The following is a 25,420-nucleotide window of genomic DNA, read 5'->3' on the forward strand; positions in this document are numbered from 1 at the left end:
CTCTTGGTTCTCCTTTGGCATTGGTATCAACAACAAATTCTTTATTCTTATTTAGGAATGACAACAATCCAAACGCTCTTTGGAAACTTAACTTATTAGTTGTTGGCTTAATCCAACCAAACATCTCATAATAATCTCCTTCCGGTATTACAGTTACCTGATGATCGAAGAAACCAATATGTCCATTGTCTTCAATTTTTTCACCTGTAAGCACATTTCCGGAAATATATCTCACATTGTCGCTCTTAATGTTGTTAGCGATCATGTTTTTGATAGAAGCACCAATATATGTTCTATAGTACTGCGGGTTGTTTACTTCCGACCCAGTAAGTGCAACAATTTTAGATGCATCGTAAACGCCATCAAGAAATAGCTTTCCAATTTGTATTACCCCATAAGGATTAATCGTCCAGACGATATCTCCTTTGTTGATTGGATCAATATGATGAATTTGAACACCCACGTTACCTGCAGGATGTGGGCCAGTTACTTTATTGAGTGTTACATTTTTTGCATGAGAGAAAATTTGAGAAACCTCATTCTCCCCATGAATATTTAAGTGTATTGCGCTCTCAGAAAATTTCTTGAGTATATCCAGGCCTGCCTGAAAATAGTTCTCATTGCCTTTGAAAAGTACATCATAGTCGGGTGCTAGTGGATGCGAATCAAAAGCAGAAATGAAAATGGCTTTTGGCGATTCAGCTGGATCGGCTATTACTCCATAGGGCCTTTGAACAAGGTTTACCCAAGTACCTGACTTCAGCATTATATCTTGAGCATCGTCTCGCGTTAAGTTAGCGATATCAGACACTGAATGCTTCTTGTGCTCAACGGATTCCACTTTCTTATCGGCAAGTATTACTACTTCCAGTAATTTTCTTTTTGCCCCCCTTCTGATTTCAACCACCTCACCACTTACTGGTGCTACGTGCATCACTTTATCATTCTTCTTATCATAAAGAATAGGAGTTCCCGCCTTTACATTGTCACCTTCATCGACCATTAATTTTGGTCTCAGAATCCCGTGAAAACTGGTGGGTTTATAAGCGAAAGTTTCCGGTTGTTCTATATCGGCAACTTTCTTTTCTGCTTTGCCAGCTAGGTTAATATCAAACCCTTTTTTTAGCTTGATGAATTTAGACATGCTTTCCTGTTAGATTCAAATCTATCGATGAAAAATCGAAGTCAAAATTAATAATTTTTGCTACAATAAAAATCGATTAGTTTAATTTAAGTCAAATTATATTCTACTCTTTTTCAAGTTCTTATTACGAAATATCTTCATTGAGTATTTTACTCAAAGCAAGGTTAACTACTTCTTCTATTTGCTCCTCCAATGTTCTGAAAGTCGTATCAACAACAGCCGCATCCTGTGCCTTTGTTAAAGGACTTTCCTTACGCGTGGTATCTATGCGATCACGCTCTTTTAGGTTCTCCATTATTTCCTCAAGCTCAATCATTTGCCCTTTTTCTAAAAGCTCTTGTTGGCGCCTACCTGCACGCACATATATGTCTGCATCCATAAAAATTTTAAGCTCTGCATCAGGAAATACAACAGTACCTATATCTCTCCCGTCCATTACAACTCCCTTCTTCTTTCCAAGCTTCTGTTGTTGACTTACCATTTCAACTCGCACATCTTTGATACTACTCACCTGACTCACCTGCTTGGAAATGTACATTTTACGAATCTCATCTTCCACATTGAGCCCGTTCAAATACGTCTCATATAATCCGGTTTTGTCATTAACAATAAAGGTAATATCAATGTTTTCAAGTGCTTTCTTAACTTCAGATATATTGGTAATGCTCACATGATTTTGGACAAAATAGAGCGTTACTGCTCTATACATTGCACCAGAATCTATGTATGTATAACCTAAAACAGATGCTACGCCCTTGGCTGTAGAACTTTTTCCACATGCTGAATATCCATCGATAGCTATTACTATTTTTCTCACGCGTTAGCAGTCTTTTTGTGGACACGGTATGGGCTTTCCTGGTTTTATCTTGCCATTTCTCTTTTGAGTAGAAGCACATGATAAACAAAAGAAGGTTATCACTAAAGAGAGTACTATTTTCCTGGCTACCATTAACGCAAATATAAGCACATGAATTCGGCTAAGGTAATCTCAGGCACTACATATTTACATTTAATCAATTTTCTGTTGATAGCTCATTTGAAAACCAATTTTATAACCTCCCCCAAGGGCTTGCGTTTTTTCTATTTTTTGATGCAATGATATAACACGAATATCAGGGAATGGAGCTGTAACTAAGTCATTATCAATGCTTTGACTCATTACTAGTTGTGCAATAATGTTTAAATCTGTATTTGAGATTGGTTTTTCGGACACCTTTTCGTACATGAAGCTCAGCTGCCTCTCTCCTTCTACCAGAAAATGGTTTTCATAATTACAAAATAGCCTTGCTATTAGATAGCCGGGATCATTCAACCTGTTATATTTAAATGAATCTGCCATAAAATTGTAGATATTAATCTGACCAAGATATTTGCGCATTGCATTCTCTTCAACAAATGGACTCTTATTATACCCATGGGCAGAATCTAAAATTATGATGTTTGTGTGCATCAGGAAAACCAAAAGATCACCAGCTACCTTCACATGAAATTCCCGATCATTAATTCTTGTCACTGCAAGTGTCACATCTTTGTCTTTGCTAGTTAGCTCTGCATTTATTTTTGAAACCACTTTTTTGGCTTCTTTTTCAAGGGTTTTGAAATTTTGACAGAGGTTTCTAAAGGTCTGTTGTTTAACTGCAGATTTAGTTTCAATTAACCTGGCTATGTGTTTTATAGGATCTTGCTCTAAAGACATAGCCTTAAATTAAACGAAAAATTTATTTTACGTATACTTAAGTAAAAGTAATAAAGTACGATTATGGGTAGAAGACCAGAAGGCAAAGCCGAACACTTATTTAAGAATCTTGGCAAAAAGATTGATGAACTTATTTCTGATGTTAAAAAAGGAACTGATGACCCCAGGTTTAAAGACCGGTTTGAGGAACTTAAGCGCAACGGAGAAAAGCTAAAAAACGAATTCAAAACTTTCAAAGATGAGCATCAAGATATATTTGATGATATTGATAAGTCGTTTGAAAAAGCTGGGGAGGAAATTAGAAAAACGTTTAACGAAACATTTAATAGAGGTTCGAAAAGCAAAAAGGAGGCCTAGGCCTCCTTTTATTATCTTCAATTAACCCCAACCTTCCACTTCATCTTGGAAGTTTTCAAACTCATCTATCACTGGAGCTAATACGTCTTCTAATTTTTCTTTAGAACCATCTGCATATTTAATATATGCAACATCGTATTCTTCCCCATCTTCAATTTCAGTTACAAAGACGATATCACCCACTTTATTGTTATTGTCAAAAAGAACTAGTTTAACAAAGTTGTTATAATCCACCTCTTCAGAAGACTCAATACCTTGCACATTGATACTTCCAGTTATTTTGAGGTTTCTGTAAGTCACATTTCCATCTATATTTTTCACTTCCTCTTTTGCTGCACTCACAAAAGTAATATTAGTGGTGGTTGACATAATAGTTTCACCATCTTCTTTAATTGAAATGCTACCTACTGTACTAGTAGAGTTAGTGTTATTTAAAGAAACAGTAAACGTATACGGATTTAAGAACAAGCTTATATTACCTGAAATTGGATCTCCATTGGTATTGTATTCAGCTGAAAAATCTAACTCAATTTGCTTAGTGCCATCAATTGAAAGATCAGCTGTAAGTTCAGTCGGCATGTAGTAGGCATCAAACTCATCCTCAAATAATTCTTCATCATAAGATGTGATTCTAAGTTGAGCATCGTTTGTAGCAGAACCCGCTGAAGGGAAGTTGATAATTATGATCTGGCCAGCACTGCTTGTCTTTTCGAAAACTTCTTCATCCGAATTCCAATCATACGTGCCAAGATTACCTGAATAATTAAAGCCGTCTTCTTCTGTTCTTGAAAAACCTACTTTCTTAGGTGAGAAAATTGATTTTAAAGAGCTAGCTCTATTTTTGAACCATTGTTTCGTGGTTTCATTACTTACTCTTCCATTAAATGGATCACTTAAATTGGTTAATGTAAATAAATCACCAACAGCCTCAACCCCCTCAGATTGAGTAATACTTACAATATCGGCAGATAAGTCATCAGATAAATCATCCATTGATTCTTTAGCCTCAACAACACCTAATTGTGGTGTACCAGACTCATCACTATCACCACATCCTGTGGCAATAAGTGAGATTACGCAAAGCATATAAATGCTAAACTTTTTCATTTTTGTTTTTTAGTTAAAAAGTAACTTCAGAGCGTTTAAACGGTGATTTTAAAAAAATAGATATACAAAAAAAGGGACTTTTTTAAAGTCCCTTGAAAATTTATATGAATTCTATTTTTATCCTATAGATACTCTCTTGAACTCAGTGACTGTTAGGCCAGAGTGTACGCTATCTAAGTATTTAGCGATAGTTAAAGAGTTATCTTTTACAAAGGCCTGATTCAACAAAGTATTGTCTTTGAAGAACTTCTGTAATTTACCTTGAGCAATCTTGTCAATGATATTTTCAGGTTTTCCTTCAGCTAATGCCTGCTCTTTTCCAATCTCAATTTCCTTGTTGATTGTTTCCTGATCAACACCATCTTGGTCAACTGCTACCGGGTTCATTGCTGCGATTTGCATTCCCACATCTTTACCAGCTTCCTGAACGTCTGTTCCGTTTACATTTTTCAATGCTACCAGAACACCCAGTTTGTTACCAGCGTGGATATAAGGAACAACAGCTTCACCTTTCAATCTTACGTACTCACTGATTTCGATTTTCTCACCAATCTTACCTACCATTTCAGTAATCTTCTCCTCTACAGTAAGGCTTCCTACTTTTAATTGTAGTACGTCTTCTTTAGTTGGCGCATCGTTTTCGAATGCAACATCTAATATTGACTGACCTAATGCCAAGAATTCCTCGTTCTTACCTACGAAGTCAGTTTCACAATTAAGAGCTACTAAAATACCTTCAGTGTTATCGGCATTTGTTCTTACAAATACAGAACCTTCAGTAGTTTCTCTGTCCGCTCTAGATGCAGAAACCTTTTGTCCTTTTTTTCTTAGAATGTCGATAGCTTTATCAAAATCACCTTCAGCCTCTGTTAATGCTTTTTTGCAGTCCATCATTCCTGCACCTGTCATTTGTCTCAGCTTGTTTACTTCTTGTGCTGTAATAGCCATGGTTCTATTTAATTAAGATTTTAAAATTGAATATGTGTTTTAAAAAAAATTGAACATCAGCACTTGACCAATGTTCAATTTTCAATCCTTTATATCAAGTGTGTTTATTTAGCTTCTTCAGCAGTATCAACGGCTTTTTTGGCCTCCTCTTCTTTTTGCTGGTTTGCCTCATCCTTTTCTTTCTTTCTTTCAGCTAAACCTTCTTCTACTACTTTACCGATGTGGTTAGTAATTAAAGAGATTGATTTGAAAGCATCATCGTTTGCAGGGATCACAAAATCAACTCCGTTAGGATCTGAGTTAGTATCTACCATTGCAAATACAGGGATGTTTAGTTTTTGAGCTTCTTTTACTGCAATGTGCTCTCTTTTAACGTCAATCACGAAAAGTGCAGCAGGAAGTCTGTTAAGGTCAGCAATACCGCCTAATACTCTTTCCAGCTTTTCTTTTTCACGAGAGATCATCAAACGCTCACGCTTTGCAAGGTTTAAGTAAGACTCATCTTTCATCAATTTATCAATTGAAGACATTTTCTTCAATGATTTCCTGATAGTAGCGAAGTTTGTAAGCATACCACCTAACCATCTTTCTGTAACGAAAGGCATGTTAAGTCGCTTAGCTTCTTCAGCAACGATGTCTTGTGCTTGCTTCTTTGTAGCTACGAATAATACTTTTCTTCCTGATCTAACGATGTTCTTAAGTGCAAAAGATGCTTTTTCGAGGCACTCAAGGGTCTTATTTAGATCGATAATGTGGATACCGTTCTTTTCCATAAAGATATATGGAGCCATACGGGGATCCCACTTTCTCGTCAAGTGTCCGAAATGAACACCAGCATCTAGTAAGTCTTTGTATTCTAATTTATTTGCCATTAATATTAATTGTTTTCTCTTCTGAGTTAGGTAAACGATTAACGCTTACTGAACTGGAATCTTCTTCTCGCTTTTCTTCTACCGTATTTCTTACGCTCTACCATTCTAGGATCACGAGTTAAGAAACCTTCTTTTTTAAGAGGACTTCTATGCTCAGGATCAATTTCCACAAGAGCTCTAGAAATAGCTAAACGGATAGCTTCTGCTTGACCAGCAGGTCCGCCACCATCTACATTTACTTTAATGTCGAAGTTTCCGTCTTGCTCTACGATATTCAAAGGCTGACGCACGATAGTTTGTAAGATACCAGCAGGGAAGTATTCATCTACACCTCTGTTGTTTACAGTGATAGCGCCTTTACCCGCAGTAACATAAATTCTAGCTACCGAAGTCTTTCTTCTTCCTATTGAACTTATTACTTCCATTATTATAATTTAATTTCTTTTGGTTGTTGTGCAGCATGAGGGTGCTCTGCGCCTTCATACACGTATAAATTGCCAAATAAGGCTCTTCCTAATCTGCTTTTAGGTAGCATACCTCTTACAGCACGCTCTACAAGAATTGTAGAAGACTTAGAATTCTTAACCTCGTTAGGAGTAGACTTTCTCTGACCACCAGGGTATCCTGTGTGAGAAACATAAACCTTATCAGTCCATTTCTTACCTGTTAACTTTACTTTGTCAGCATTCACAACAATTACGTTGTCACCACAATCAACATTAGGAGTAAAGTCTGGTTTATTCTTTCCTCTTATGATTTTAGCTACATCGCTAGCTAATCTTCCTAACACTTTTGATTCTGCATCAACAATAACCCAACCTTTGTTTACGGTTGCTTTGTTAGCAGAAATCGTCTTATAACTTAAATTATCCACGCTTTTAAAGCTTTATATTTTGACAATATATAGTACTCCCCTCAAAAAGGGATTGCAAAGATAGATTGATTCATTATTATATGCAACAGAGGCACTGAAATATTTAAATATTCTTCTCAAGCTGCTCGATAAGTACTCTCATATCCTTAGGATACTCCCCCTGAACCTCCACTTTATCATCTTTTAGATTCAAAAATGTTAGTTTATAGGCATGTAGCGCATGCCTTTTTACTAATGGTTGTTCTTCTGTATCTTTCTTAAGATTAAATTTCTTTTTAATAGAAGATAAATAGAATGGCTTACCACCATAATGAGCATCTCCAGAAATAGACGCTCCGATTGTTGCTAAATGAATTCTAATTTGGTGCATTCGGCCTGTTAGAGGCTTACATTCTAGTAATGTATGTAGTTTATAAGCCTTTAATGTATTAAATGTAGTTTTAGCTTCCTTGCCTTTTCTATCTATGCGAACAGTCCCATTAGAAAGTTTCAGGATTTTGTCTTCAACCACCTTCTCTTTGAAATCATGAATGCCATCTACAACAGCATGGTACACTTTTCCAATGGATCTCTTCTCAAACTGGATAGACACATGACGATAGGCTTCATCATTTTTGGCTATAATTAATAGTCCGGAAGTATCCTTATCTAACCGATGGCAAACGTGGGCATTCGGGTTTTGCCCTTTGGCAAGGCCTAGAATATTAACAGGATCATTTCTATCGTCTAGAGTAGAGATAAATGGAGGTTTATTGATCACCCAATAATCACTATCTTCCCATATCACCAGATCTTTAAAATTTATTTTCTTGCCCATTGGGCAAAGGTATGAACTTTAGGAAACAATATTACTTCTGAAACAATGGTTCAGACTGGCCTTTCGCGAGCTTGAAGCTAAACTCTGACCCCTTACCATACGTGCTCTTAACTTCTATTTTAGACTTATGCTCTTCTAAAATGTGCTTTACAATGGCCAGGCCTAACCCCGTTCCGCCTTTTTCCCTTGACCTGCTTTTATCTACTCTGTAAAAACGTTCGAATATTCTTTTTACATCGTCTGATGGGATGCCTTCACCATTATCTTTTACATACGTTACCACATCATTCTTCAGTATGCGGAATCCAACCTCTACCTGACTATCTTCCGGTGAATATTTAATGGCATTACTTATTAAGTTGTTAAGCACCTGATTAATTCGTTGCCAATCCCCATGAACAATTACCTGCTCAGGTGTATCTTCTGCAAATGAAAGTGTGATGTTTTTTCTTTCCGCTTTATTTTCAAACTGATCTACCACATCTTCAGCTAGATTCTTTATATCAAAATACTCCAAGTGCATTTTAATCTCACCAGTTTCAATTTGTGAAAGGGTAAGTAAATCCTGAACAAGCATATCTAAGCCATCAAGACTTTTTGCGGCACGCTTTAAAAACTTGGTACGAACCGATTTATCTTTTACAGCACCATCTAATAAGGTGTGTACAAAACCCTGCGCTGCAAATATTGGGGTCTTTAACTCATGGCTCACATCAGCAATAAACTCCCGTCTGAAAGCCTCCATTTTTTTAAGCTCATCAATCTCTTTTTGCTTGAGGGCAGCATAACTGAAAATTTCATCATTGATTCTTTTCAATGGATTTAGTGGGTTCGACTTTTGATCGTCTAATACTTTGAGCTCCTTTTTTCTAAGCTTCTCAAATAATTGGTATATTTTATTAATTTCCCTAAAAATGAGAAACTCCAATATCATAAACCCCAACAAATAGGAGGCGGAAAAACTTATGAGGAACGTAACGATGAGAGCCGTAGAGGTGACCTCATCAAACAAGGAAAGAAAAGCAGTAGTTACCGCAGCAATGCAAACAGCAAGTAATAATGCTATTACCCTGGAGCTATTCACTGACCTTAATTAAGGCTGAATTTATACCCTACTCCTTTAACGGTAGTGATATGATCGTCTCCAATTTTCTCGCGGACTTTTCGAATATGTACATCGACCGTTCTGGCTAAGACATATACATCTGAACCCCAGATATTTTGAAGCAACTCATCTCTACCAAAAACCTTATTCGGGTTTTGCGCAAGAAAATAGAGTAATTCAAATTCCTTTTTAGGCAGACTAATTTCTTTGCCGTTTAACACGATGGTGTAACTGGTACGGTCAATCACCAGGTCGCCAATGGTTATTTGATTAGTTACTGACTGTTTTTGCACATCTCTACGGAAATAGGCAGATATACGGCTCATTAACGCCCTTGGTTTAATGGGTTTTGTGATGTAATCATCAGCTCCAACATCAAAGGCTGCCACTTCAGAATATTCTTCAGACCTTGCGGTAAGAAATATAATGAATGCACTCGACAGCTCCGGGATTTCACGCAGTTGTCTGCACGTTTCTACACCGTCTTGCTTGGGCATCATTATATCAAGAAGAATTATGTCTGGTAGAAATTTTCTGGCTATCTCCACACCTTTTACTCCATCAGGAGCAGTTTTTACTTCGTAGCCTTCTTTCTCGAGATTGTACTTTAGCAATTCTAAAATTGCTTCTTCGTCATCTACAACAAGCACTTTGTACTCTTGCTTGTTTCCCATATTAGAGGTGTTTAGTGTTTAATTTTGTCCAAAAAACGAGTCAAAAGTATTGATTAATTGTTTTATTAAAAAATGCGTATTGTTTATTTAACAATTACTTAATGTCGCCTTTTTCATAAGATTGTATATCTACTTCTACTGCTCCTACAAACATTTGCGCCTTTACTTTAATAGGCACTTTATTGCGGTCGTCAGAGATCCAAACCTTTATTGAATTTTCACCATCAAAAAGACTGTTTTCTGGCATAATAGGCGAAAGAACTATCGACCTGATTGTGCCAATTTTTGTTTTAACTTCTTCCCTGCCAATAAACCTGATTTTGAAATCATATACTTCATCATCAAAGAAGGCTTTTAGTAGTATTACTTCGTTTTCTTTTAACTTATCAAAATCCAAGGTCCGAAGGTAGTAATACCCGCTTACCATATCTTGTGCATAGGTTGGCACTTCAAACTCTTTGGCTGGCTTCCATACTTCCTTTTTTTTATCAAAATCAATCACCTCTACTTTTTTATTGAAGTGATAGAAATTAACAATTTCTTTCTTCCTGTATTTGCCTTCTTCAATATACCGATATGCCTTATGGGGTATAATAGAAGCTGTGTCTAGATATGTGCCCCAGTTATCCCTTATTCTAAGAAAGACATCAAACATACCAATTGACTTTCCGTATACGTCTATTTTGTAACAGTTACGATTATTCACCTCATAGAGCTTATCGCTAATCACCATTTTACCTTCAGCGGCATTCACAAACCCATAATGCACCTTGTAATTAATCACTTCACCCGGAATAAAGCTTGTGTTTGGTATACTTCTGTAAGATTTGTATTGATCGCTGCTTATTAGTAATGCAGACAAGAAAACGAGCAATATGGCGCTTCTCTTATTTTTCATTATTCTGCAGCATATTGATTTTTGAAATATTGTATAAAGTTAATGAGATTAGAATCAAATTGAACAGTATATAGAGAATCTAACTGCGGCTGTTTTGCCCTGTACCTTTTAAAAGACATAAAATAGGCGTTATTAGGTTGGTAGCCATTTAATTTGTTCAAATAGTTTAGATCATTTAAGGTTAACGTATCCAATGAGCTCATAATTGAGTCAATCAATTCCGTTTTCAATGATTTCTTTACTTCGATGCTTGCTTTCGCATTTTTAGTATAAAGTGAATCTAGTTTTTGAAAGCCTCGCAAAATATGATTGACAAACTTTTGTTGATCTTCTTTGCTTCGAATATATTCCGTCAGCCCATTTTCATTTCCTGAACTTTTAAGATACAGCTCAGCGCCCTTGTCACCAATGTAAGAAGCCAGGTTCTCATTAAACTCCACACTATCTTTCACAAAAATTGTAGCATGCACCAACTCGTGTACAATAAGGTTGGCCAAATCCCCATCGCTTCTTAATAGCATCTCACTTAATATCGGATCCTTAAACCACCCTAACGTTGACCAACCACCAACCGTTCTGATATTAGTATCTAGCCCAAGCTCTTTTAAACGTTCAGCCTCTTCAAAAGCCAATCGTTCTTCAAAATATCCTTTATAAGGTACCGTACCTACCACCGGAAATTTCCATTGATAAGGAATAAAGTTAAAAGGTTCGCAGGCTGTAACTACCCATAATACAGGCTCGCCTTGTTGGTCGAACATTTCCGTATAATTCTCAGTATCGCTGAGGCCTAAATCAGCAACACAAAATTTACGAACATCCTGTACGAGCTTGAGTTTATCTTTTGTGGATTGATCTACAGTGGTATCAGATAGAAAATCTTCGACTGGTTTCGCATAATATACAATGTGCCACTGGCCTTTGCCTTGCCTCAAGCCATAGATGATCAATTCACTATAACTAAAGATTAATGCTAATAATAGGAAAGCAAAAAATAGTAAAATTTTATAGCCTTTTTTCATCCTACTTTTTGCCTTTTAATAATCTGAAATCAGTAGTATAATTCAGATAGAAAGCATGTGAAAACTCAAACCGATCATTTATTAAATCAAAATAGGGTTCAAAACGGCTGGAGAGAGTAAGGCGATCGGAAAGTTTCATATTATGCATGAATCGTAGTATTACCAACTCGCGATCCTCCTGAATAACAAATGGGTTTTTTACCGTACTTGACTCGCTTGGATAAATCTGTCCTCCCTGTATCGATAAAAATTCATTGGCCTGCCAGTAGCTGACCATAAACTCCAGACCTATTTTACTTTTCACCTCTGCATTGATATAAAAACCATCACCATCTTCGAAAGGGCGAAGCTGTTCGCCTGACGCATCGCTGTACGTTACATAATAAGAGTCTAACCTTACACTATTGATTAAATTATTGTCTGGCCTCAGAAAATCCAGCGTAATACCAGTGGCTGTGTTTACATATGTTTGAAGCGGTCTATCACTCACATCAATCTGACCTCCGAGATGTTTTACCACTAACTGCGCAGGAATTGACACTCGAATAATCTTGTCAACCAAAAAATACCTGGCAGAAAGGCCGCCTGTTAGCTCTTCCTGATCATTTTCTCCAGCATAGAGCATATTTTGCCAATCGAGCCACACATCGAAGAACAGCCAGTCGTTAATGGTATTGAACTGTAATCCGTTTTCTAAACGATTGACCAATACATTTTCAAAATCATACAGCGGCTCAATTAACTGGTGTGATGTGGCCCCTTCCAGAGTTCCAAATATCAATCTTGAACTACCCATTTTATAGGTAAAGGTGAAAGTAGGTTGCACTTCTGTGTAATCATCGTTTCCAAAATCTTTTTGGGCGTACACTCCAACATCGAACCGCGTGTGAGCAGTGGGCATAAATGCCAAGGATGGATTTACCTGGTACCCAAAAAGTGTATACCCATCAGCTATTTTGCCAAAATATTCGTTGTTTTTGTTGAACCCAAGGGCATTAAAGTTGAGAAACAACGAACCAGAGTCTTGTTCACTAACCTGCTTGCGCTGATCAAACATGGTATTGTTTAACTGTGCTGATGCTGATAAACACCCAAGGGCAAAAAATAAAAGTAAAAACCTCCTCATAGCTAAATTTTACGCAATATAGGAAGTGCGCTATCTAATGGCGACAGTTGTAAGAAAATTTATATGATTTTGCTAAAAATATTGGCAATTTAATTAACTTCACCGCCTAAAGTATTACCACAAATCTGATATAAAATGAGTGAGAAAGATCAAAAACTAAAGGCCCTTCAATTAACTATTGATAAACTTGAAAAAACGTATGGCAAAGGTGCGGTAATGAAACTCAGCGATGAGCGAGTACTTGATGTACCAGCCATATCTACAGGCTCATTAGGTCTTGATATTGCTTTAGGGATTGGTGGGATACCGCGCGGAAGGGTGACAGAAATTTACGGGCCAGAGTCATCTGGTAAAACAACCATTTCAATGCATTGCATTGCCGAAGCGCAAAAAGCAGGAGGCCTGGCAGCCTTTATAGATGCTGAGCATGCATTTGATAAAAGTTATGCCGAAAAACTTGGTATTGATACCGAAAATTTATTGATATCACAGCCAGATAATGGCGAACAAGCCCTTGAGATTGCCGAACATTTAATACGCTCTGGTGCAATAGATATTATTGTGATTGACTCCGTTGCTGCTTTGGTACCTAAAGGTGAACTAGAAGGAGAAATGGGTGATAGCAAAATGGGGCTTCAGGCACGATTAATGTCGCAGGCATTGAGAAAGCTAACAGGTACTATTAACAAAACGGGTTGCTCGTGTATCTTTATTAACCAGCTTCGTGAAAAAATTGGCGTCATGTTCGGTAACCCAGAAACAACTACTGGTGGTAATGCGCTAAAATTCTATGCTTCGGTGCGATTGGATATCAGAAGAATTGGTCAGATTAAAGAAAATACGGGTGACTTAACCGGTAACAGAACTAGGGTAAAAGTGGTGAAGAACAAAGTTGCCCCACCATTTAAAGTGGTAGAGTTTGACATTATGTACGGAAAAGGCGTGTCTAAAGTGGGTGAGATTATTGATTTAGGTGTTGAACTGGATATTATAAACAAAGCAGGATCATGGTTTTCTTATGATGGCAATAAGCTTGGCCAAGGAAGGGATGCAGTGAAGCAAATTATAGAAGACAACCCGGAATTAATGGAAGAGCTGGAAGCTAAAATTAAAGCCAAAATAAAAGGTGAAGATTTGGATAAGCCAGTAGCTGCACAGGAGTAGTAATAAAAGGAGGCTGTCTCAAAAGTACTTGACTAAAAAAGAACGTCAAATATATTTTGGTTTAAAAAAGTTAGGTCAGTAAGTCCTTTCAAGAAACTTTTTATGATCTAAAATGGTCAAAATCAACATAGAGTTCAAAGAGACTCCCAGCGTTGAATAATAGAACCAAAATAAGGTTTTGGATAAAAAAAGAGGCTGACCCTTTTGAGACAGCCTTAGAATTGTTACTTCCTCCAAACAGAGTTCAAAAAATACTTCCTTTCATCAGTAAATCCACCAACAATATCAAATCCTGAATTATTAGCAAGTCGCTCAATCATGCGCTGATCGTACTTTTGGGAGATTTCCATGTGTATGGCTTCCCAAGCTTCCAAATTGAAGGTAGTGCCTACAACTTGAACAGTCTGTTTTTCAGTGCTTACCAGAAATGACGAGGTAGTGCCTGTCATTGGGTTATATATAGGTTTGTGTAAAAATTTAGCTCTATTGAAATTACCTTCAAGTTCATCGTTAATTCTATCGAGCAAATTCATATTAAACTCCCTGGTCACTCCTTTTGGGTCGTTATAAGCAGCCAGGATAACATCAGGATCTTTCTTAAGGTCAAACCCAATAAACAGCAAATCATCTTGCTTCAAAGACGTGTTTAACTCATTTAAAAATTTGTCAGCCTGCTCGTCAGTAAAATTCCCAATATTAGAGCCTAAAAAAAGCACTACGTTTCGCTTGGGGCTATCCTGTAATTCTTTCAATGCTTTGAAATAATCACTTTGCATAGGTTGAACTTGCAAATCAGGCATTTCATCTTTTAATGCCCTTTCGAGTATATTCAATACATTTCCGGATATATCAATAGGCATGTAGGTAAAATCAGCCTGTTGGTCCTGAAAATAACGGAGCAACACTTTGGTTTTATACCCATCACCCGCACCAAATTCTATCAGGTTAAAAGCTTCTACACCATGGGCAAAAGTTTTTAATATATCGGCCTTATTATCTTTAAAAATGGCGTATTCTGTCCGTGTCAGATAGTACTCATCCAGCTGCATGATGTCCTGAAAAAGCTTGTCTCCTTTCTTATCATAGAAATATTTACTCGGCAATCTTTTGGGCGAATCCTTTAATCCATTGAGCACATCAATAGCAAATTGGCTCATTTTTGTATCAATCATAAATCTTTAGCTAATCGAATGCCCGAGAACATCCATCTTAAATGTGGGTGAAAAAAATTTCTATAAGTTGGCCTGATATGATCTCTTGGCGTAGCAGAAGAACCGCCTCTTAACACCATTTGGTTTATCATAAACTTTCCATTGTATTCGCCAACCGCACCTTCAGGAGCTTTATAATAGGGGTAAGGCCTATAAGCACTTGCTGTCCACTCCCAGCAATCGCCATACAATTGATTATTTTTGGCTGGTTGAGGAGCATATTTTCCATTGTCACTAAAATTGGAATTGGCATCTATCTTTCCGTAACGCAAACATGCTACCTCCCACTCTTGTTCTGTTGGCAATCTCATACCTTTCCACTTGGCAAAAGCATCAGCCTCAAAAAAGCTGATATGCATAACTGGAGCATCTAAAATCAACGGTGTTAAACCTCCATTAAGGTTGTAATGATTCCATTGTCCTTCAACTTTATGCCAATGTTCAGGTGCTTCAATGTGATTCTCTTTTACCCATTCCCATGCATCAGAAAGCCAATATCTGAAGTTTTTATACCCATCGTCACTTATAAACTCAAGGTATTCCCTGTTAGTTACAAGCCGATCGGCAAGAGCACATTTATTCAAATATGTTTTGTGGCTTCCATGTTCGTTATCAAAACTGAACGCCCTACCATTATAACCAATCTTATATACTCCTTCTTCAATCGTTAACCACTTATTTTCACTTTTAAGCACCTCGCCAGTTTCATTTAATTTACCGTAAGCGGGAAAAAGTGGATTCTTGCCAAGAATATATTTTATATCATAAATAAGTAGCTCTTGGTGTTGTTGTTCATGTTGTAAACCTAACTCGATAAGACTATTCAATGAAGTGCTGTAATTACTATTGAGAAACTCAATCATATGGTGGTTCACATGGCTTCTGTATTGCATTACTTCCTTCACTCCCGGCCTGGTAATGTTTCCTCTATCTGTTCGAATTACCCTTGCCCCAGCCGACTCGTAGTAACTATTAAAAAGGTAGTTATAATTAGCATCAAATGGTTGATAACCTGTATGATTAGGTACTAAAATAAAGGTTTCAAAAAACCATGTTGTATGCCCTAAATGCCACTTGGGTGGACTAACATCCACGATGGGTTGTACCACATAATCTTCTATTTTAAGTGGCTCACAGATTTTTTCTGTTTGTGAACGAACAGCCAAAAACCGCTCTGATATTTGTATTTGATCTGCAATCATCTTCTTCTATACAACATCTTAAAGTAACAGATGTTCTTGAAAAATAGGAAGTGATTGAAAGATTATCCGAAGAATTAACTGAAGAAATGTAAGCTAAGCGCTATATCATTTGATACTTATACCACCTTCTTTGGCCACCGCCCAAAAGAATGCTCCGAAAAATAAAGCCAGCGACAATAAGCAGATATAATACATCATTCTAACAACTCGTTAACTGATTACACAACAAATGTAATAGGATATTAACTGCGCACTAAATCAGAATATACGCTTAGCCTACTGAAGTAAGTTTTTAGGCGAATTAGTTGGTTTTAATAGAATTCGTAACCTTACTGTGAACTGTATGTTATTAAAACTTGAAAAATGGACTACATTTACAGTTTAACCGAATTTTTGAAGGCATATAATTAATGGATATGAGGGGATTGATTATCACACTATTTGTGATTCTGATTTCAATACATAATATAATCGCACAAAAGGGTTCTGATGGTAAATCTGAGCCTAACAATTGGTTTTTGCTAGATCCTAAGCAGGATAAAGTAGAAGGCACAAGTACTGAAAAAGCCTATAACACTATTTTAAAGAATAAAAAATCTACAATAGTACTTGTAGCTGTCATAGATTCCGGTGTAGATATCTACCATGAAGACCTAAAAGACATTATTTGGATCAATGAAGATGAGATTGACAATAATGGAATAGATGATGACTTAAATGGATATATAGATGATGTGAATGGCTGGAATTTCATAGGTAGCCAAAGTGGAAATGTTCACTTTGAAACATATGAGTATGCGAGAATTTACAAGAAATTAGATGAAAAATACAGTACTGATTCAGCGCATATAGATACTATTGATAACCCTGAGTACCTGTTATATAAAGAGGTGAAGAAGAAATATACAGAAGAATATTCAGAAGTAGCAGAAAACCTGGACTATTTCAGGCAGCTCGATTACAACCACACTATTTACTCTTCTATTCTCAAAAAGAAACTCAATCAGGATTCACTCGAACTAGAAAGTATTCTTACCCTCGCTGATGAAGACTCATCGGTGTATAATGCCAAACGATTCATGAAAATTGTAAATCAATACTATGGATCGGTAGACAATATATTTGCTGAAGCAGTTGAATTATATGAAGAGGAATTGAAGAATTTAGATTTGCAGGCAGATTACCGCTCTGTTGTTGGAGATGACCTGACTAACTTAACTGAGAAAGGTTATGGTAATAATGATGTATTGGGGCCAGACCCATCACATGGAACACATGTTTCAGGTATTATTGGCGCGATAAGAACGAATGATATTGGCATTAAAGGTATTGCAGATAATGTTCGTATAATGCCTATAAGAGCTGTGCCTGAAGGTGACGAGCGCGATAAAGATGTGGCTAATGCCATCTACTATGCAGTTGATAATGGTGCACAGATAATAAATATGAGTTTTGGCAAACAATACTCTCCAAATAAGCATTTGGTAGACAGTGCCGCACGCTATGCAGAGAAAAAAGGAGTGCTCATAGTACATGGTGCTGGTAATGAAGAGTTAAGCATCGATTCAGTAACTCACTATCCGTCCAGGGTTTTAAGCAACGGAGAAGAAATAACAACATGGATTGAAGTGGGTGCCTCTGCTTCAAAAACGAATAAAGAATTCGCCAGCGACTTCTCTAATTATGGTAAAAAGGGGGTTGACTTATTTGCTCCAGGAGTAAGTATTTATAGCGCCACACCCGATAATTCTTACGAAGCTTATAATGGTACAAGTATGGCCGCCCCCATGGTAACGGGCGTTGCTGCGCTTTTAATATCGTACTATCCAGAATTAACTCCTGTTGAAATCAAAGAGATTATCCTTGCATCAGCAGTAATTCATGGTAAAAGAAAAGTGTATAGGCCAGGCACTTCTGAATTGATTTCCTTCTCAGAGTTATCCAAAACCGGAGGTATTGTTAATACTTATGAAGCTGTTAAAATGGCAGAAGAATATAGCCGGGATAAAGCTAAAATAGATATTTTGAAGTAGAACATTTCCAAAGTATCTTTATCAAAATAAATTCCATTAACACTATGTATGAGATTTTAACAAGTGCACATTCTGGTTTAAGGTGGTTAGTATTAGCTACATTGGTGATCGCCATTATCAATAGCTTTGGTAAGACACGGGGTGGAATAACATTCTCCGCGAAAGACAAGAAAAAAGCGCTATTTGCACTTATTTTTACTCATATACAGTTTGTTTTGGGGCTCATCTTGTATTTCATCAGTCCTAAAGTAGTATTTGATGCAGCATCTATGAAATCTGATGTGCTACGCTTCTTTTTGGTAGAGCATGTGGTTATGATGGTGCTGGCTGTTGCTCTCATTACCATTGGTTACAGTAAAGCCAAAAGAACAGCGATGGATGGCAAGAAATTTAAATCCATCATGGTATTTTACTTACTTGGCCTATTAATAATTATTGCTGCCATTCCTTGGCCTTTCAGGGATTTGGGCGGCAGCTGGTTTTAACGTATCAATAGTGATTTTCTTAATTCTAATTTTACAGAATCACTCTTTGAGTAATCGTTATTGTAAATAGCTTTTTCCCACTCTCCGTACATGGGGTTGGGCAACATAACGAAATTATTGAGTAGCTCCATTTTCTTTTCATCCACCAACGTTTTGCCCATATCCGCATCCCTATCTCCAAATTCTTCGGAATAATCAGTTAAATTATCACCAATAAAAACAAGTACTTCGTATTTATTGGCAACCTTTTCCCTTCTATCTGTTTTGTCACTAGATTCTTGTTTGAGTTGAATAAACCGTTCGTCAGCATTAGGAAAGCCTTTGCCTTTCAAGTTCTTTATGGTTGATTCCAACTCATCCACATTACGGTTAGAAATATAAAACACTTCTATTCCCTTTTTTTTAGCGTAATTCACAAAGTCCAATGCACCGGGAAGTGCCTCAGCACGCTCCTGATCAGTCCATGCTTTCCAGGTGCGGCCAGTGTATGTCCATCCACTATCGATAAGCATCGCTTCATATGGACTATTATCCAAAACTGTTTCGTCAATATCAAGTACTACAGCCGATGGCCTTTTCGTTTTAATAGTTGCTAACTTATTGTCTACCAGCAATTTGGCGTAATTGTAAGCCTGATAATAGGCCTGCCTCATTTCGGCCGACTGTTGGTACCATAACACCGCCATTGTCAGTTGATCCGACATCTGGGCTTTTTCTTCGTTTTTGTCCTGGCCAAAACCAGAAATGCTTACAATAAATAGTAGTGTTATTATAATTTGTTTTTTCATCGATTTCAAAATTATATATCAAACTAAGCAATGAGTAAAATTACTATCTTTAATCATGCCAACTTCAAATTTAATGATATTGGGCTTACTCCTATCTCTTTCTGCTCAAGCTTTTGGGCAAGTGGAACATAATTTTGAGATGAGTCCAGAAAATACAGATTGCCATGAGCTTACACTCACCAGTGTGGTTAAAAAAAATATTGAATTGATTAGAAATACTACGTTTAGGGTAAAGGAGGAAATGAAAGTTTCCAGGTACTATGTGCCTACAAAAATTGAATATTTTTCTTGCGATGGAGTAATTGGATATATGATTGCTCATGAACATGACTCCGTCAAATTATATAAAGAAGTAAGAAAAACATTGTGGGACTCATTAACCAACACAAATGATCCAATAAATTTTTATCAACAAAACTTTAAAAATGATTAGACTGCTTTTTTTTGTACTGGCTTTATTTTTTGCCTGTAATCCGCGCCCTCATACAGCTGTAGATTCTAAAATATTGTTGGATGTTGACGCAGAATTTTCAGCCATGTCTAAAGAAAATGGAATGGCAGAGGCCTTTATATTTTATGCAGACCCCGATGTGGTAAAACTGGGACAGGGTGAGCATCCTATTATAGGTAAATCAGATTTATCAGAATCCTTTGCTCAAATTGATGATTCAAAAATTGAGCTTACCTGGAAGCCTTTAAAGGCAGAAATAGCAAAATCTGGAGAACTAGGTTATACGTATGGTAAATATTACTTTACCACCCGCGATTCAGTAGAGCAAACAAGTATTGGTTACTATGTTTCTATTTGGAAAAAGCAGACGGATGGGTCATGGAAATATGTTTTGGATAGTGGAGCTGAGGGGCCAATTGAATAAGACACCATGAAAAGAACCTTAAAATACCTTCTGTTACATGGCGTTATCAACGATGAAACTCATGGCAAGCTAGACTCCTACATTGAAGGAAAGCCTTTATCCATTTTTTGGCACATAAGAATACTTCTGTATTTAGGAGTTACTTTGATAGCCACGGCTCTTGGGATCCTCATTTATGAAAATATAGATACCATTGGCCACCTCTCAATAGTAGTTTTAATAGGACTTACTTGCATAGCGTGCTTTGTTTATTCGTTTAAAAAGGCTCCGGATATTAGCGCGGATAAATCTGAACCTGCCAACCCATGGTTTGATTATATTGTACTGTTTGGCACATTGCTCTTTCTCACTTTTGAAGGGTATTTGCAATTTCAATATTCCATTTTTGGCGAACGATACGGAATGGCTACCTTTCTTCCTGCAATGGTATTGTTTGGCATAGCCTACCGTTTCGACCATCTGGGTGTATTATCATTGGCCATAACCTTGTTTTGTTCCTGGTTAGGAATATCACTTACCCCAAAGTCATTATTTACAGAAAACGATTTTTCAACGACCAATCTGGTAATCACTGGTATGCTACTGTGCGTTATATTAATAGGAGCGGGTTATTATTCAGTCAAGGAAAAATTTAAAGCACACTTCCACTTTACTTATTATAATTTTGGGATGCATTTAGGTGCCGTGGCAATTTTGGCTGCCGGTTTTAATTTTTCTTTCGGTTGGATATGGATGCTCTTAATTTCGCCACTGATTTTATTTGCCTATTGGTATTCCCAAACGTATAAATCATTTTACTTTTTGTTATTTGGATTCGGTTATACCTATATAGCTATTAGCTATATTGTTGTTGAAGTATTTATTGGAATAGATTCTGATTATATTTTTTCTGCTTATTTGTTAATGACTTACTTTATAGCCACAGCTATTTATGCCATTAAATTTCTGAGAAGCGCCCATAAAAAAATGAATGAAGATGCTGGGGTATGATAAAATAAGACAGGCCAACTATTTTCATAAAATACACTTGAATGAGTTAAAAAATGAAGGGTTGGTTTCTAATGAAGAGCATTCAGTAATAGAAAAAAATATGGGCCCTGCCTATAACACAACCAATATTTTCGTAAATATTGGGCTTTTTATACTCACTTATGTTATTGTTTCTTCCGCCTTGGGTTTTCTTGGGTTACTGTTGTCAGATGTAATTAGTGAGCAGAATGGCTGGGTTTTTAGTTTAATCGTGGCGGTAGGTTTGCTATTCTTCCTACAGAAAGTGATTATTGATGATCGTAAGAATTTTAGAAGTGGGATTGACGATGCACTACTTTACGGAGGGATAGGTTTTCTGTGTTTGGCATTTTTTATACTTTTTGAAACTGTATTCTTTAATGACCCCCTCAAGAGTTGTTTGTTCTTTATTCCGCTATTAGGCTTGCCTGCAAAAATCTATCAAGACCGATTACTTTACGGTCTTACCCTTTTCTCTATTTATTCTGTCTTTTTTCTTTTATTTCATAAACTAGGAGGTGTATTTCTATTGTTGATTCCTTTTGGGTTGATGCTTTTGTCCTTTATTTTTTACCGATTTTCAACTACCAAAGCAAGCAAAGTGGAGTTTGAGGCTGATCAGGAATGTTGGGAAGTAATTCAATGGATATCCATTATCGTATTTTATCTTTCGGGTAACATTTTTGTGGTTACAGAATTGAGTACTGAATTAGGTTTGGTAGATGCTTTTCCAAAAGCAATTAAACTGTTTTTCTATGGATTTACCATTGTTATTCCCCTTTTATACATTTTCCACGGTTTGAAAAACAAGAAGCTCATATTTCTAAATTTGGGACTTGCGCTAATTGCGGTGGGTGTATTTTCAATTAAATACTATCACAATTTGATGAGTCTGGAGTTAGCATTATTACTGGGAGGCATAGCGCTATTAGCTGTAGCATACTCTGCTATGAGGTATTTTAAAAATGGGAAGTGGAATATTACGACAGAGCCTGATAACAATCTAACTGACGGTTTAAACTTAGAGTCGATTGTTATCGACCAAACACTAAGCAAAGTAGGTGATATAGACACAAAGTTTAAAGGCGAAGGTGGTAAGTTTGGCGGTGGCGGAGCAAGTGGTGCATATTGAGATGACTCCGAAACAAAAACATAATGCTTATAAAATTCTACAGTTCATTTTGCTGTGGGTTGTATTTGGGCAGCTCTATGCCATTGTTGAGTATGGGTTATTGGGTAATTCTGGCAGTTATCCAACAACACAAAATATCTATGACCCTTCTGATTCTTTCTTAATTATTTTTGTTGGCACCTTGGTGCTTGGCGCTATTGTAGGCCTTATTGAGACTTTTGGCTTCAATGGATTTTTTAAAAACAGATCTTTTGGAATAAAAATACTTCTTAAGTCACTGCTGTATCTCATACTCATTGTTCTCTTTCTGGTTGTTCTCTCATTCATTTCTACAGCGTCCTATTTTAATACCAGCCCTTTAGACAAACTGGTAATTTCGAGCGTTTGGCGGTTTGTTCTCAATCCTACATTCATAACCATCGTGCTTTACATAGGTGTGATGTTTATTATCGTACTCTTCTTTGCAGAAATAAGAAATAATCTCGGTATGTTCGTATTCGCCAATTTTGTTCGTGGTAAGTATCACAAACCCAGGGTAGAAGAAAGGATATTTATGTTTATGGACATGAAATCTTCGACCACCATTGCTGAGAATTTAGGCCATATAAAATACTACGAACTGCTCAACAGGTACTATTCAGATATGTCTGACGCCATTATTAACACATATGGTGAAATATATCAGTACGTTGGCGATGAGGTGATTATTACCTGGCCTTTAGAAGCTGGACTTAAAAATAATAATTGTATTAGGTGTTTCTACGAAATTAAACTTGCTATTGAAAACAAGTCTGAAAAGTATATGGATGATTTTGGCTTGATCCCAAAATTTAAAGCCGCAATACATTGCGGTACTGTAACAACTGGTGAAATAGGAAAACTAAAAAAAGAAATCGTTTTTTCTGGAGACGTTTTAAATACTACATCCAGAATTCAGGAGTGCTGCAATGAATATCATGCTGAGCTTTTGGTATCTGGAACTTTATTAGAACATTTACCTAATATCTCTACCATTGATTCAACAGAACTTGGTAAACTCGAGCTACGTGGTAAGAAATCAAAAGTAATCATTCACAAGGTTAATTTAAGAGTGGATTAAATTATCCACTCCTAATTAAAAAATACTAGCTCTTACAACTCACAGTTACCGAATGTGTATGACTATTATCTGAACTTGATAGAACTGATATTGTCCCTCCTCCAGCAAGCTGTTGAAAGTGAGCTGCCGTGATAATAACAGTATGATCATGAGTACCACTTCCTTTGATAGAATACACTTTTTCCTTTCCTTCTTTTACAGCAGTTTTAGAGACTGTAATAGAATGGCCATGATTTGCTCCAATGTTCGTTGAAGTTCCATTATCAATACAATTAGGTGGATCTACTGGTGTAGTGGGCGTAGTTGGTGTTGTAGGCTGAGGATCATCCCCTCCGTCATCTCCGCACGATTGTATGATAGCCATAGATGGAATGGCAATCACTGAACCTGCCACTATTTTCTTTAAAAACTCTTTCCTTTTCATTATTAATTTGGGTTTTGGTTTAAAAAAGAGTCCTGATTGAATTTAGCTACAATGTACCAGAGATTGGATTAGGAAAGGTAAATCTGGGTGCAGGCTTACCTATTTTAAGCTATTTTTAAATTCAGATGGTGTACATCCAAATTTGTCTCTAAATATTTTATTGAATGTCACTTTATTAGAAAAACCAGAATCATACATCACCTCCTTAATAAGCAAATTTGGTTGATTTATGATTAGGTTTGATGCATATGACACTCTCAATTCATTAATATAATCATAGAAGTTCTTATTGAGGTCTTGATTTATAACTAACGATATTTCACGACCTGAATAACCTAATTCATCTGCTAAATCCTGCAATTGCAAACCTGAATTAAGAAATGGTTTTTTGCTTTTCATCAACTTTTCAACCCTATCCTTAAGCCCTTCAATCGTGGGAAGTGTTTTTGGCGATTTTAAGAATGAGAGAACCTTCTTATCCAAGAATAAAGCTCCTATATTATAAATCAAAAGAAATGTAAAAAGAAAGGCTACAGGTGTTTTGAACCAGATATAATAGTCATTTTCAGTATACAATAGATATGCTACAAACATGTAAAATGCATTAGTGATAAAAAAGATTGTAATAAATCTCGAAGCCCATTGGTACACATTAATTTGGATGTTTTGTTTATGTCTTCTAAGTATTATCAGTCCACTTATTAGAAATACGTTAATATATGTAAGGTCAATGAATGCAGCAATAAGCGAATTATTGAACTCTATAAACTGGTAAACTAGTGATATCAATAGTGCAACTGCGCCAAAAAATGCCAGCCATTTATACATCTGAGTACTTTCAGCATTAATAGATTTACACATAGCCCAGATCAATGGCCCATACATGTAGAGGAAAACATTCGCAATAAATGTTAGATGGAAATTGAACGTATTTGATAAGCTTAAAAGAATAAAATGTACACCTAGCACAAAAACAAACGCTGCGTGAAGCATGGCTGTTGTTGATTTAAGATTTCTAACTATATAAAAGCCTTGTGATACTCCCAACACACCAGTCACCAACTCTAATCCGTTTTTAAAAGAAAAGATTTGTTCTAATAGCCCTTGAGAAGTTTCAATCATCTCGCTCTAGCTTAATCATTTTAGTCATTACAGTTTTACTTTCACTATCCGTCCATGCCAGAATTAATTGACCTGAGGCGAACTCTATCTGTGGAAAACCACTATCTCTGGCAGTTGAAGATTCCGCCAACACATTACGTACAATATTACCATTTTTGCTCACCTGAGCCCCCATTATGGTTGCTCCTTCCATCCAACTCACATAAACACGTTGTTTATCTAACCAAGTTACATCTA

Annotated in this window: 28 protein-coding genes and 1 pseudogene; 9 read left to right on the forward strand and 20 right to left on the reverse strand. The window is 36.6% G+C overall.

Annotated elements, in window-relative coordinates; genetic code table 11:
* From RLO81_RS05990 to RLO81_RS06000, 3 genes are all read right to left on the reverse strand, one after another.
* On the reverse strand, window positions 1-1,144 hold a 1,144-nt coding region (locus RLO81_RS05990; RefSeq protein ID WP_350108645.1), incomplete at its 3' end, for a Na(+)-translocating NADH-quinone reductase subunit A.
* A 124-nt stretch (window positions 1,145-1,268) separates the two neighbouring features.
* Window positions 1,269-1,961, reverse strand: coding sequence for a (d)CMP kinase (cmk, locus tag RLO81_RS05995; RefSeq protein WP_350108648.1), 693 nt, complete (start codon window positions 1,959-1,961; stop codon window positions 1,269-1,271).
* Between the two features lie 192 nt (window positions 1,962-2,153).
* Entirely contained in the window at window positions 2,154-2,840 is a 687-nt protein-coding gene (locus RLO81_RS06000; RefSeq protein ID WP_350108651.1) for a hypothetical protein, read from the reverse strand.
* Between the two features lie 63 nt (window positions 2,841-2,903).
* Between RLO81_RS06000 and RLO81_RS06005 the strand changes: the two genes are divergently transcribed.
* A complete protein-coding gene (locus RLO81_RS06005; protein WP_350108654.1) occupies window positions 2,904-3,197 on the forward strand; it encodes a hypothetical protein in 294 nt (97 codons plus the stop codon).
* A 21-nt stretch (window positions 3,198-3,218) separates the two neighbouring features.
* On the opposite strand, the gene RLO81_RS06010 is transcribed toward RLO81_RS06005, so the two are convergent.
* From RLO81_RS06010 to RLO81_RS06060, 11 genes are all read right to left on the reverse strand, one after another.
* Complete coding sequence (locus tag RLO81_RS06010; protein WP_350108657.1) at window positions 3,219-4,304, reverse strand: hypothetical protein; 1,086 nt, start codon at window positions 4,302-4,304, stop codon at window positions 3,219-3,221.
* Window positions 4,305-4,421: 117 nt separating this feature from the next.
* Window positions 4,422-5,252, reverse strand: a complete 831-nt coding sequence (gene tsf / locus RLO81_RS06015; RefSeq protein ID WP_350108660.1) for a translation elongation factor Ts — start codon at window positions 5,250-5,252, stop codon at window positions 4,422-4,424.
* A gap of 104 nt (window positions 5,253-5,356) precedes the next feature.
* Window positions 5,357-6,124 carry a 30S ribosomal protein S2 gene (rpsB, locus tag RLO81_RS06020; protein WP_350108663.1) on the reverse strand — a complete coding sequence of 256 codons (768 nt, stop codon included), beginning with the start codon at window positions 6,122-6,124 and terminating at the stop codon, window positions 5,357-5,359.
* A 38-nt stretch (window positions 6,125-6,162) separates the two neighbouring features.
* Window positions 6,163-6,549 carry a 30S ribosomal protein S9 gene (rpsI, locus tag RLO81_RS06025; RefSeq protein ID WP_205723533.1) on the reverse strand — a complete coding sequence of 129 codons (387 nt, stop codon included), beginning with the start codon at window positions 6,547-6,549 and terminating at the stop codon, window positions 6,163-6,165.
* Window positions 6,550-6,551: 2 nt separating this feature from the next.
* Window positions 6,552-6,998: a 50S ribosomal protein L13 gene (gene rplM, locus RLO81_RS06030; protein ID WP_205723532.1), complete on the reverse strand. Its 447-nt coding sequence runs from the start codon at window positions 6,996-6,998 to the stop codon at window positions 6,552-6,554.
* A 103-nt stretch (window positions 6,999-7,101) separates the two neighbouring features.
* Window positions 7,102-7,815 (reverse strand): RluA family pseudouridine synthase, encoded by a 714-nt coding sequence (locus tag RLO81_RS06035; protein ID WP_350108668.1) that lies wholly within the window; start codon window positions 7,813-7,815, stop codon window positions 7,102-7,104.
* A 31-nt stretch (window positions 7,816-7,846) separates the two neighbouring features.
* The gene (locus tag RLO81_RS06040) at window positions 7,847-8,899 is read right to left on the reverse strand and encodes a sensor histidine kinase (protein ID WP_350108671.1); all 1,053 of its coding nucleotides are present in this window, start codon (window positions 8,897-8,899) and stop codon (window positions 7,847-7,849) included.
* Window positions 8,900-8,904: 5 nt separating this feature from the next.
* Window positions 8,905-9,594, reverse strand: coding sequence for a response regulator transcription factor (locus RLO81_RS06045; RefSeq protein WP_350108673.1), 690 nt, complete (start codon window positions 9,592-9,594; stop codon window positions 8,905-8,907).
* 94 nt (window positions 9,595-9,688) lie between these two features.
* Complete coding sequence (locus RLO81_RS06050; RefSeq protein WP_350108676.1) at window positions 9,689-10,492, reverse strand: DUF3108 domain-containing protein; 804 nt, start codon at window positions 10,490-10,492, stop codon at window positions 9,689-9,691.
* Complete coding sequence (locus RLO81_RS06055; protein ID WP_350108679.1) at window positions 10,492-11,514, reverse strand: aminopeptidase; 1,023 nt, start codon at window positions 11,512-11,514, stop codon at window positions 10,492-10,494. The genes RLO81_RS06050 and RLO81_RS06055 overlap by 1 nt, the downstream gene beginning before the upstream one ends.
* Window position 11,515: 1 nt before the next feature.
* A complete protein-coding gene (locus tag RLO81_RS06060) occupies window positions 11,516-12,640 on the reverse strand; it encodes a lipid A deacylase (RefSeq protein WP_350108682.1) in 1,125 nt (374 codons plus the stop codon).
* Between the two features lie 135 nt (window positions 12,641-12,775).
* On the opposite strand from RLO81_RS06060, the gene recA reads away from it, so the two are divergent.
* Window positions 12,776-13,804, forward strand: a complete 1,029-nt coding sequence (gene recA, locus RLO81_RS06065; RefSeq protein ID WP_350108685.1) for a recombinase RecA — start codon at window positions 12,776-12,778, stop codon at window positions 13,802-13,804.
* A 224-nt stretch (window positions 13,805-14,028) separates the two neighbouring features.
* Here the strand turns inward: recA and egtD are convergent, their stop codons facing one another.
* Window positions 14,029-14,976 (reverse strand): L-histidine N(alpha)-methyltransferase, encoded by a 948-nt coding sequence (gene egtD, locus RLO81_RS06070; RefSeq protein ID WP_350108688.1) that lies wholly within the window; start codon window positions 14,974-14,976, stop codon window positions 14,029-14,031.
* On the reverse strand, window positions 14,973-16,217 hold the full coding sequence (gene egtB / locus RLO81_RS06075; protein WP_350108691.1) for an ergothioneine biosynthesis protein EgtB: 1,245 nt from the start codon (window positions 16,215-16,217) through the stop codon (window positions 14,973-14,975). Before egtB ends, egtD begins: the two co-directional genes overlap by 4 nt.
* Before the next feature lie 416 nt (window positions 16,218-16,633).
* Here egtB and RLO81_RS06080 point away from each other — a divergent pair, with 416 nt between their 5' ends.
* A complete protein-coding gene (locus RLO81_RS06080) occupies window positions 16,634-18,250 on the forward strand; it encodes a S8 family peptidase (protein ID WP_350108694.1) in 1,617 nt (538 codons plus the stop codon).
* Between the two features lie 44 nt (window positions 18,251-18,294).
* On the forward strand, window positions 18,295-18,735 hold the full coding sequence (locus RLO81_RS06085; RefSeq protein ID WP_350108697.1) for a cytochrome B: 441 nt from the start codon (window positions 18,295-18,297) through the stop codon (window positions 18,733-18,735).
* On the opposite strand, the gene RLO81_RS06090 is transcribed toward RLO81_RS06085, so the two are convergent.
* Complete coding sequence (locus RLO81_RS06090) at window positions 18,732-19,523, reverse strand: 5'-nucleotidase, lipoprotein e(P4) family (RefSeq protein ID WP_350108700.1); 792 nt, start codon at window positions 19,521-19,523, stop codon at window positions 18,732-18,734. The genes RLO81_RS06085 and RLO81_RS06090 overlap by 4 nt on opposite strands.
* Window positions 19,524-19,596: 73 nt before the next feature.
* Between RLO81_RS06090 and RLO81_RS06095 the strand changes: the two genes are divergently transcribed.
* From RLO81_RS06095 to RLO81_RS06115, 5 genes are read left to right on the forward strand one after another with little or no spacing between them, the layout of a single operon-like run.
* Window positions 19,597-19,956 (forward strand): hypothetical protein, encoded by a 360-nt coding sequence (locus RLO81_RS06095; RefSeq protein WP_350108703.1) that lies wholly within the window; start codon window positions 19,597-19,599, stop codon window positions 19,954-19,956.
* Entirely contained in the window at window positions 19,949-20,398 is a 450-nt protein-coding gene (locus RLO81_RS06100) for a YybH family protein (RefSeq protein WP_350108706.1), read from the forward strand. Before RLO81_RS06095 ends, RLO81_RS06100 begins: the two co-directional genes overlap by 8 nt.
* Window positions 20,399-20,404: 6 nt before the next feature.
* A complete protein-coding gene (locus RLO81_RS06105; protein ID WP_350108709.1) occupies window positions 20,405-21,388 on the forward strand; it encodes a DUF2157 domain-containing protein in 984 nt (327 codons plus the stop codon).
* The gene (locus tag RLO81_RS06110; RefSeq protein ID WP_350108712.1) at window positions 21,369-22,538 is read left to right on the forward strand and encodes a hypothetical protein; all 1,170 of its coding nucleotides are present in this window, start codon (window positions 21,369-21,371) and stop codon (window positions 22,536-22,538) included. Before RLO81_RS06105 ends, RLO81_RS06110 begins: the two co-directional genes overlap by 20 nt.
* Complete coding sequence (locus RLO81_RS06115) at window positions 22,498-23,637, forward strand: adenylate/guanylate cyclase domain-containing protein (RefSeq protein ID WP_350108715.1); 1,140 nt, start codon at window positions 22,498-22,500, stop codon at window positions 23,635-23,637. Before RLO81_RS06110 ends, RLO81_RS06115 begins: the two co-directional genes overlap by 41 nt.
* A gap of 25 nt (window positions 23,638-23,662) precedes the next feature.
* Here the strand turns inward: RLO81_RS06115 and RLO81_RS06120 are convergent, their stop codons facing one another.
* From RLO81_RS06120 to RLO81_RS06130, 3 genes and pseudogenes are all read right to left on the reverse strand, one after another.
* On the reverse strand, window positions 23,663-24,061 hold the full coding sequence (locus RLO81_RS06120) for a hypothetical protein (protein WP_350108718.1): 399 nt from the start codon (window positions 24,059-24,061) through the stop codon (window positions 23,663-23,665).
* Between the two features lie 99 nt (window positions 24,062-24,160).
* A complete protein-coding gene (locus RLO81_RS06125; protein WP_350108721.1) occupies window positions 24,161-25,183 on the reverse strand; it encodes a helix-turn-helix domain-containing protein in 1,023 nt (340 codons plus the stop codon).
* Window positions 25,176-25,420, reverse strand: a pseudogene (locus RLO81_RS06130) (exo-alpha-sialidase); the annotation flags it as partial. The gene RLO81_RS06125 and the pseudogene RLO81_RS06130, both read right to left, overlap by 8 nt.

The sequence above is a fragment of the Fulvivirga sp. genome, from assembly GCF_040220315.1.
Lineage (GTDB): Bacteria > Bacteroidota > Bacteroidia > Cytophagales > Cyclobacteriaceae > Fulvivirga.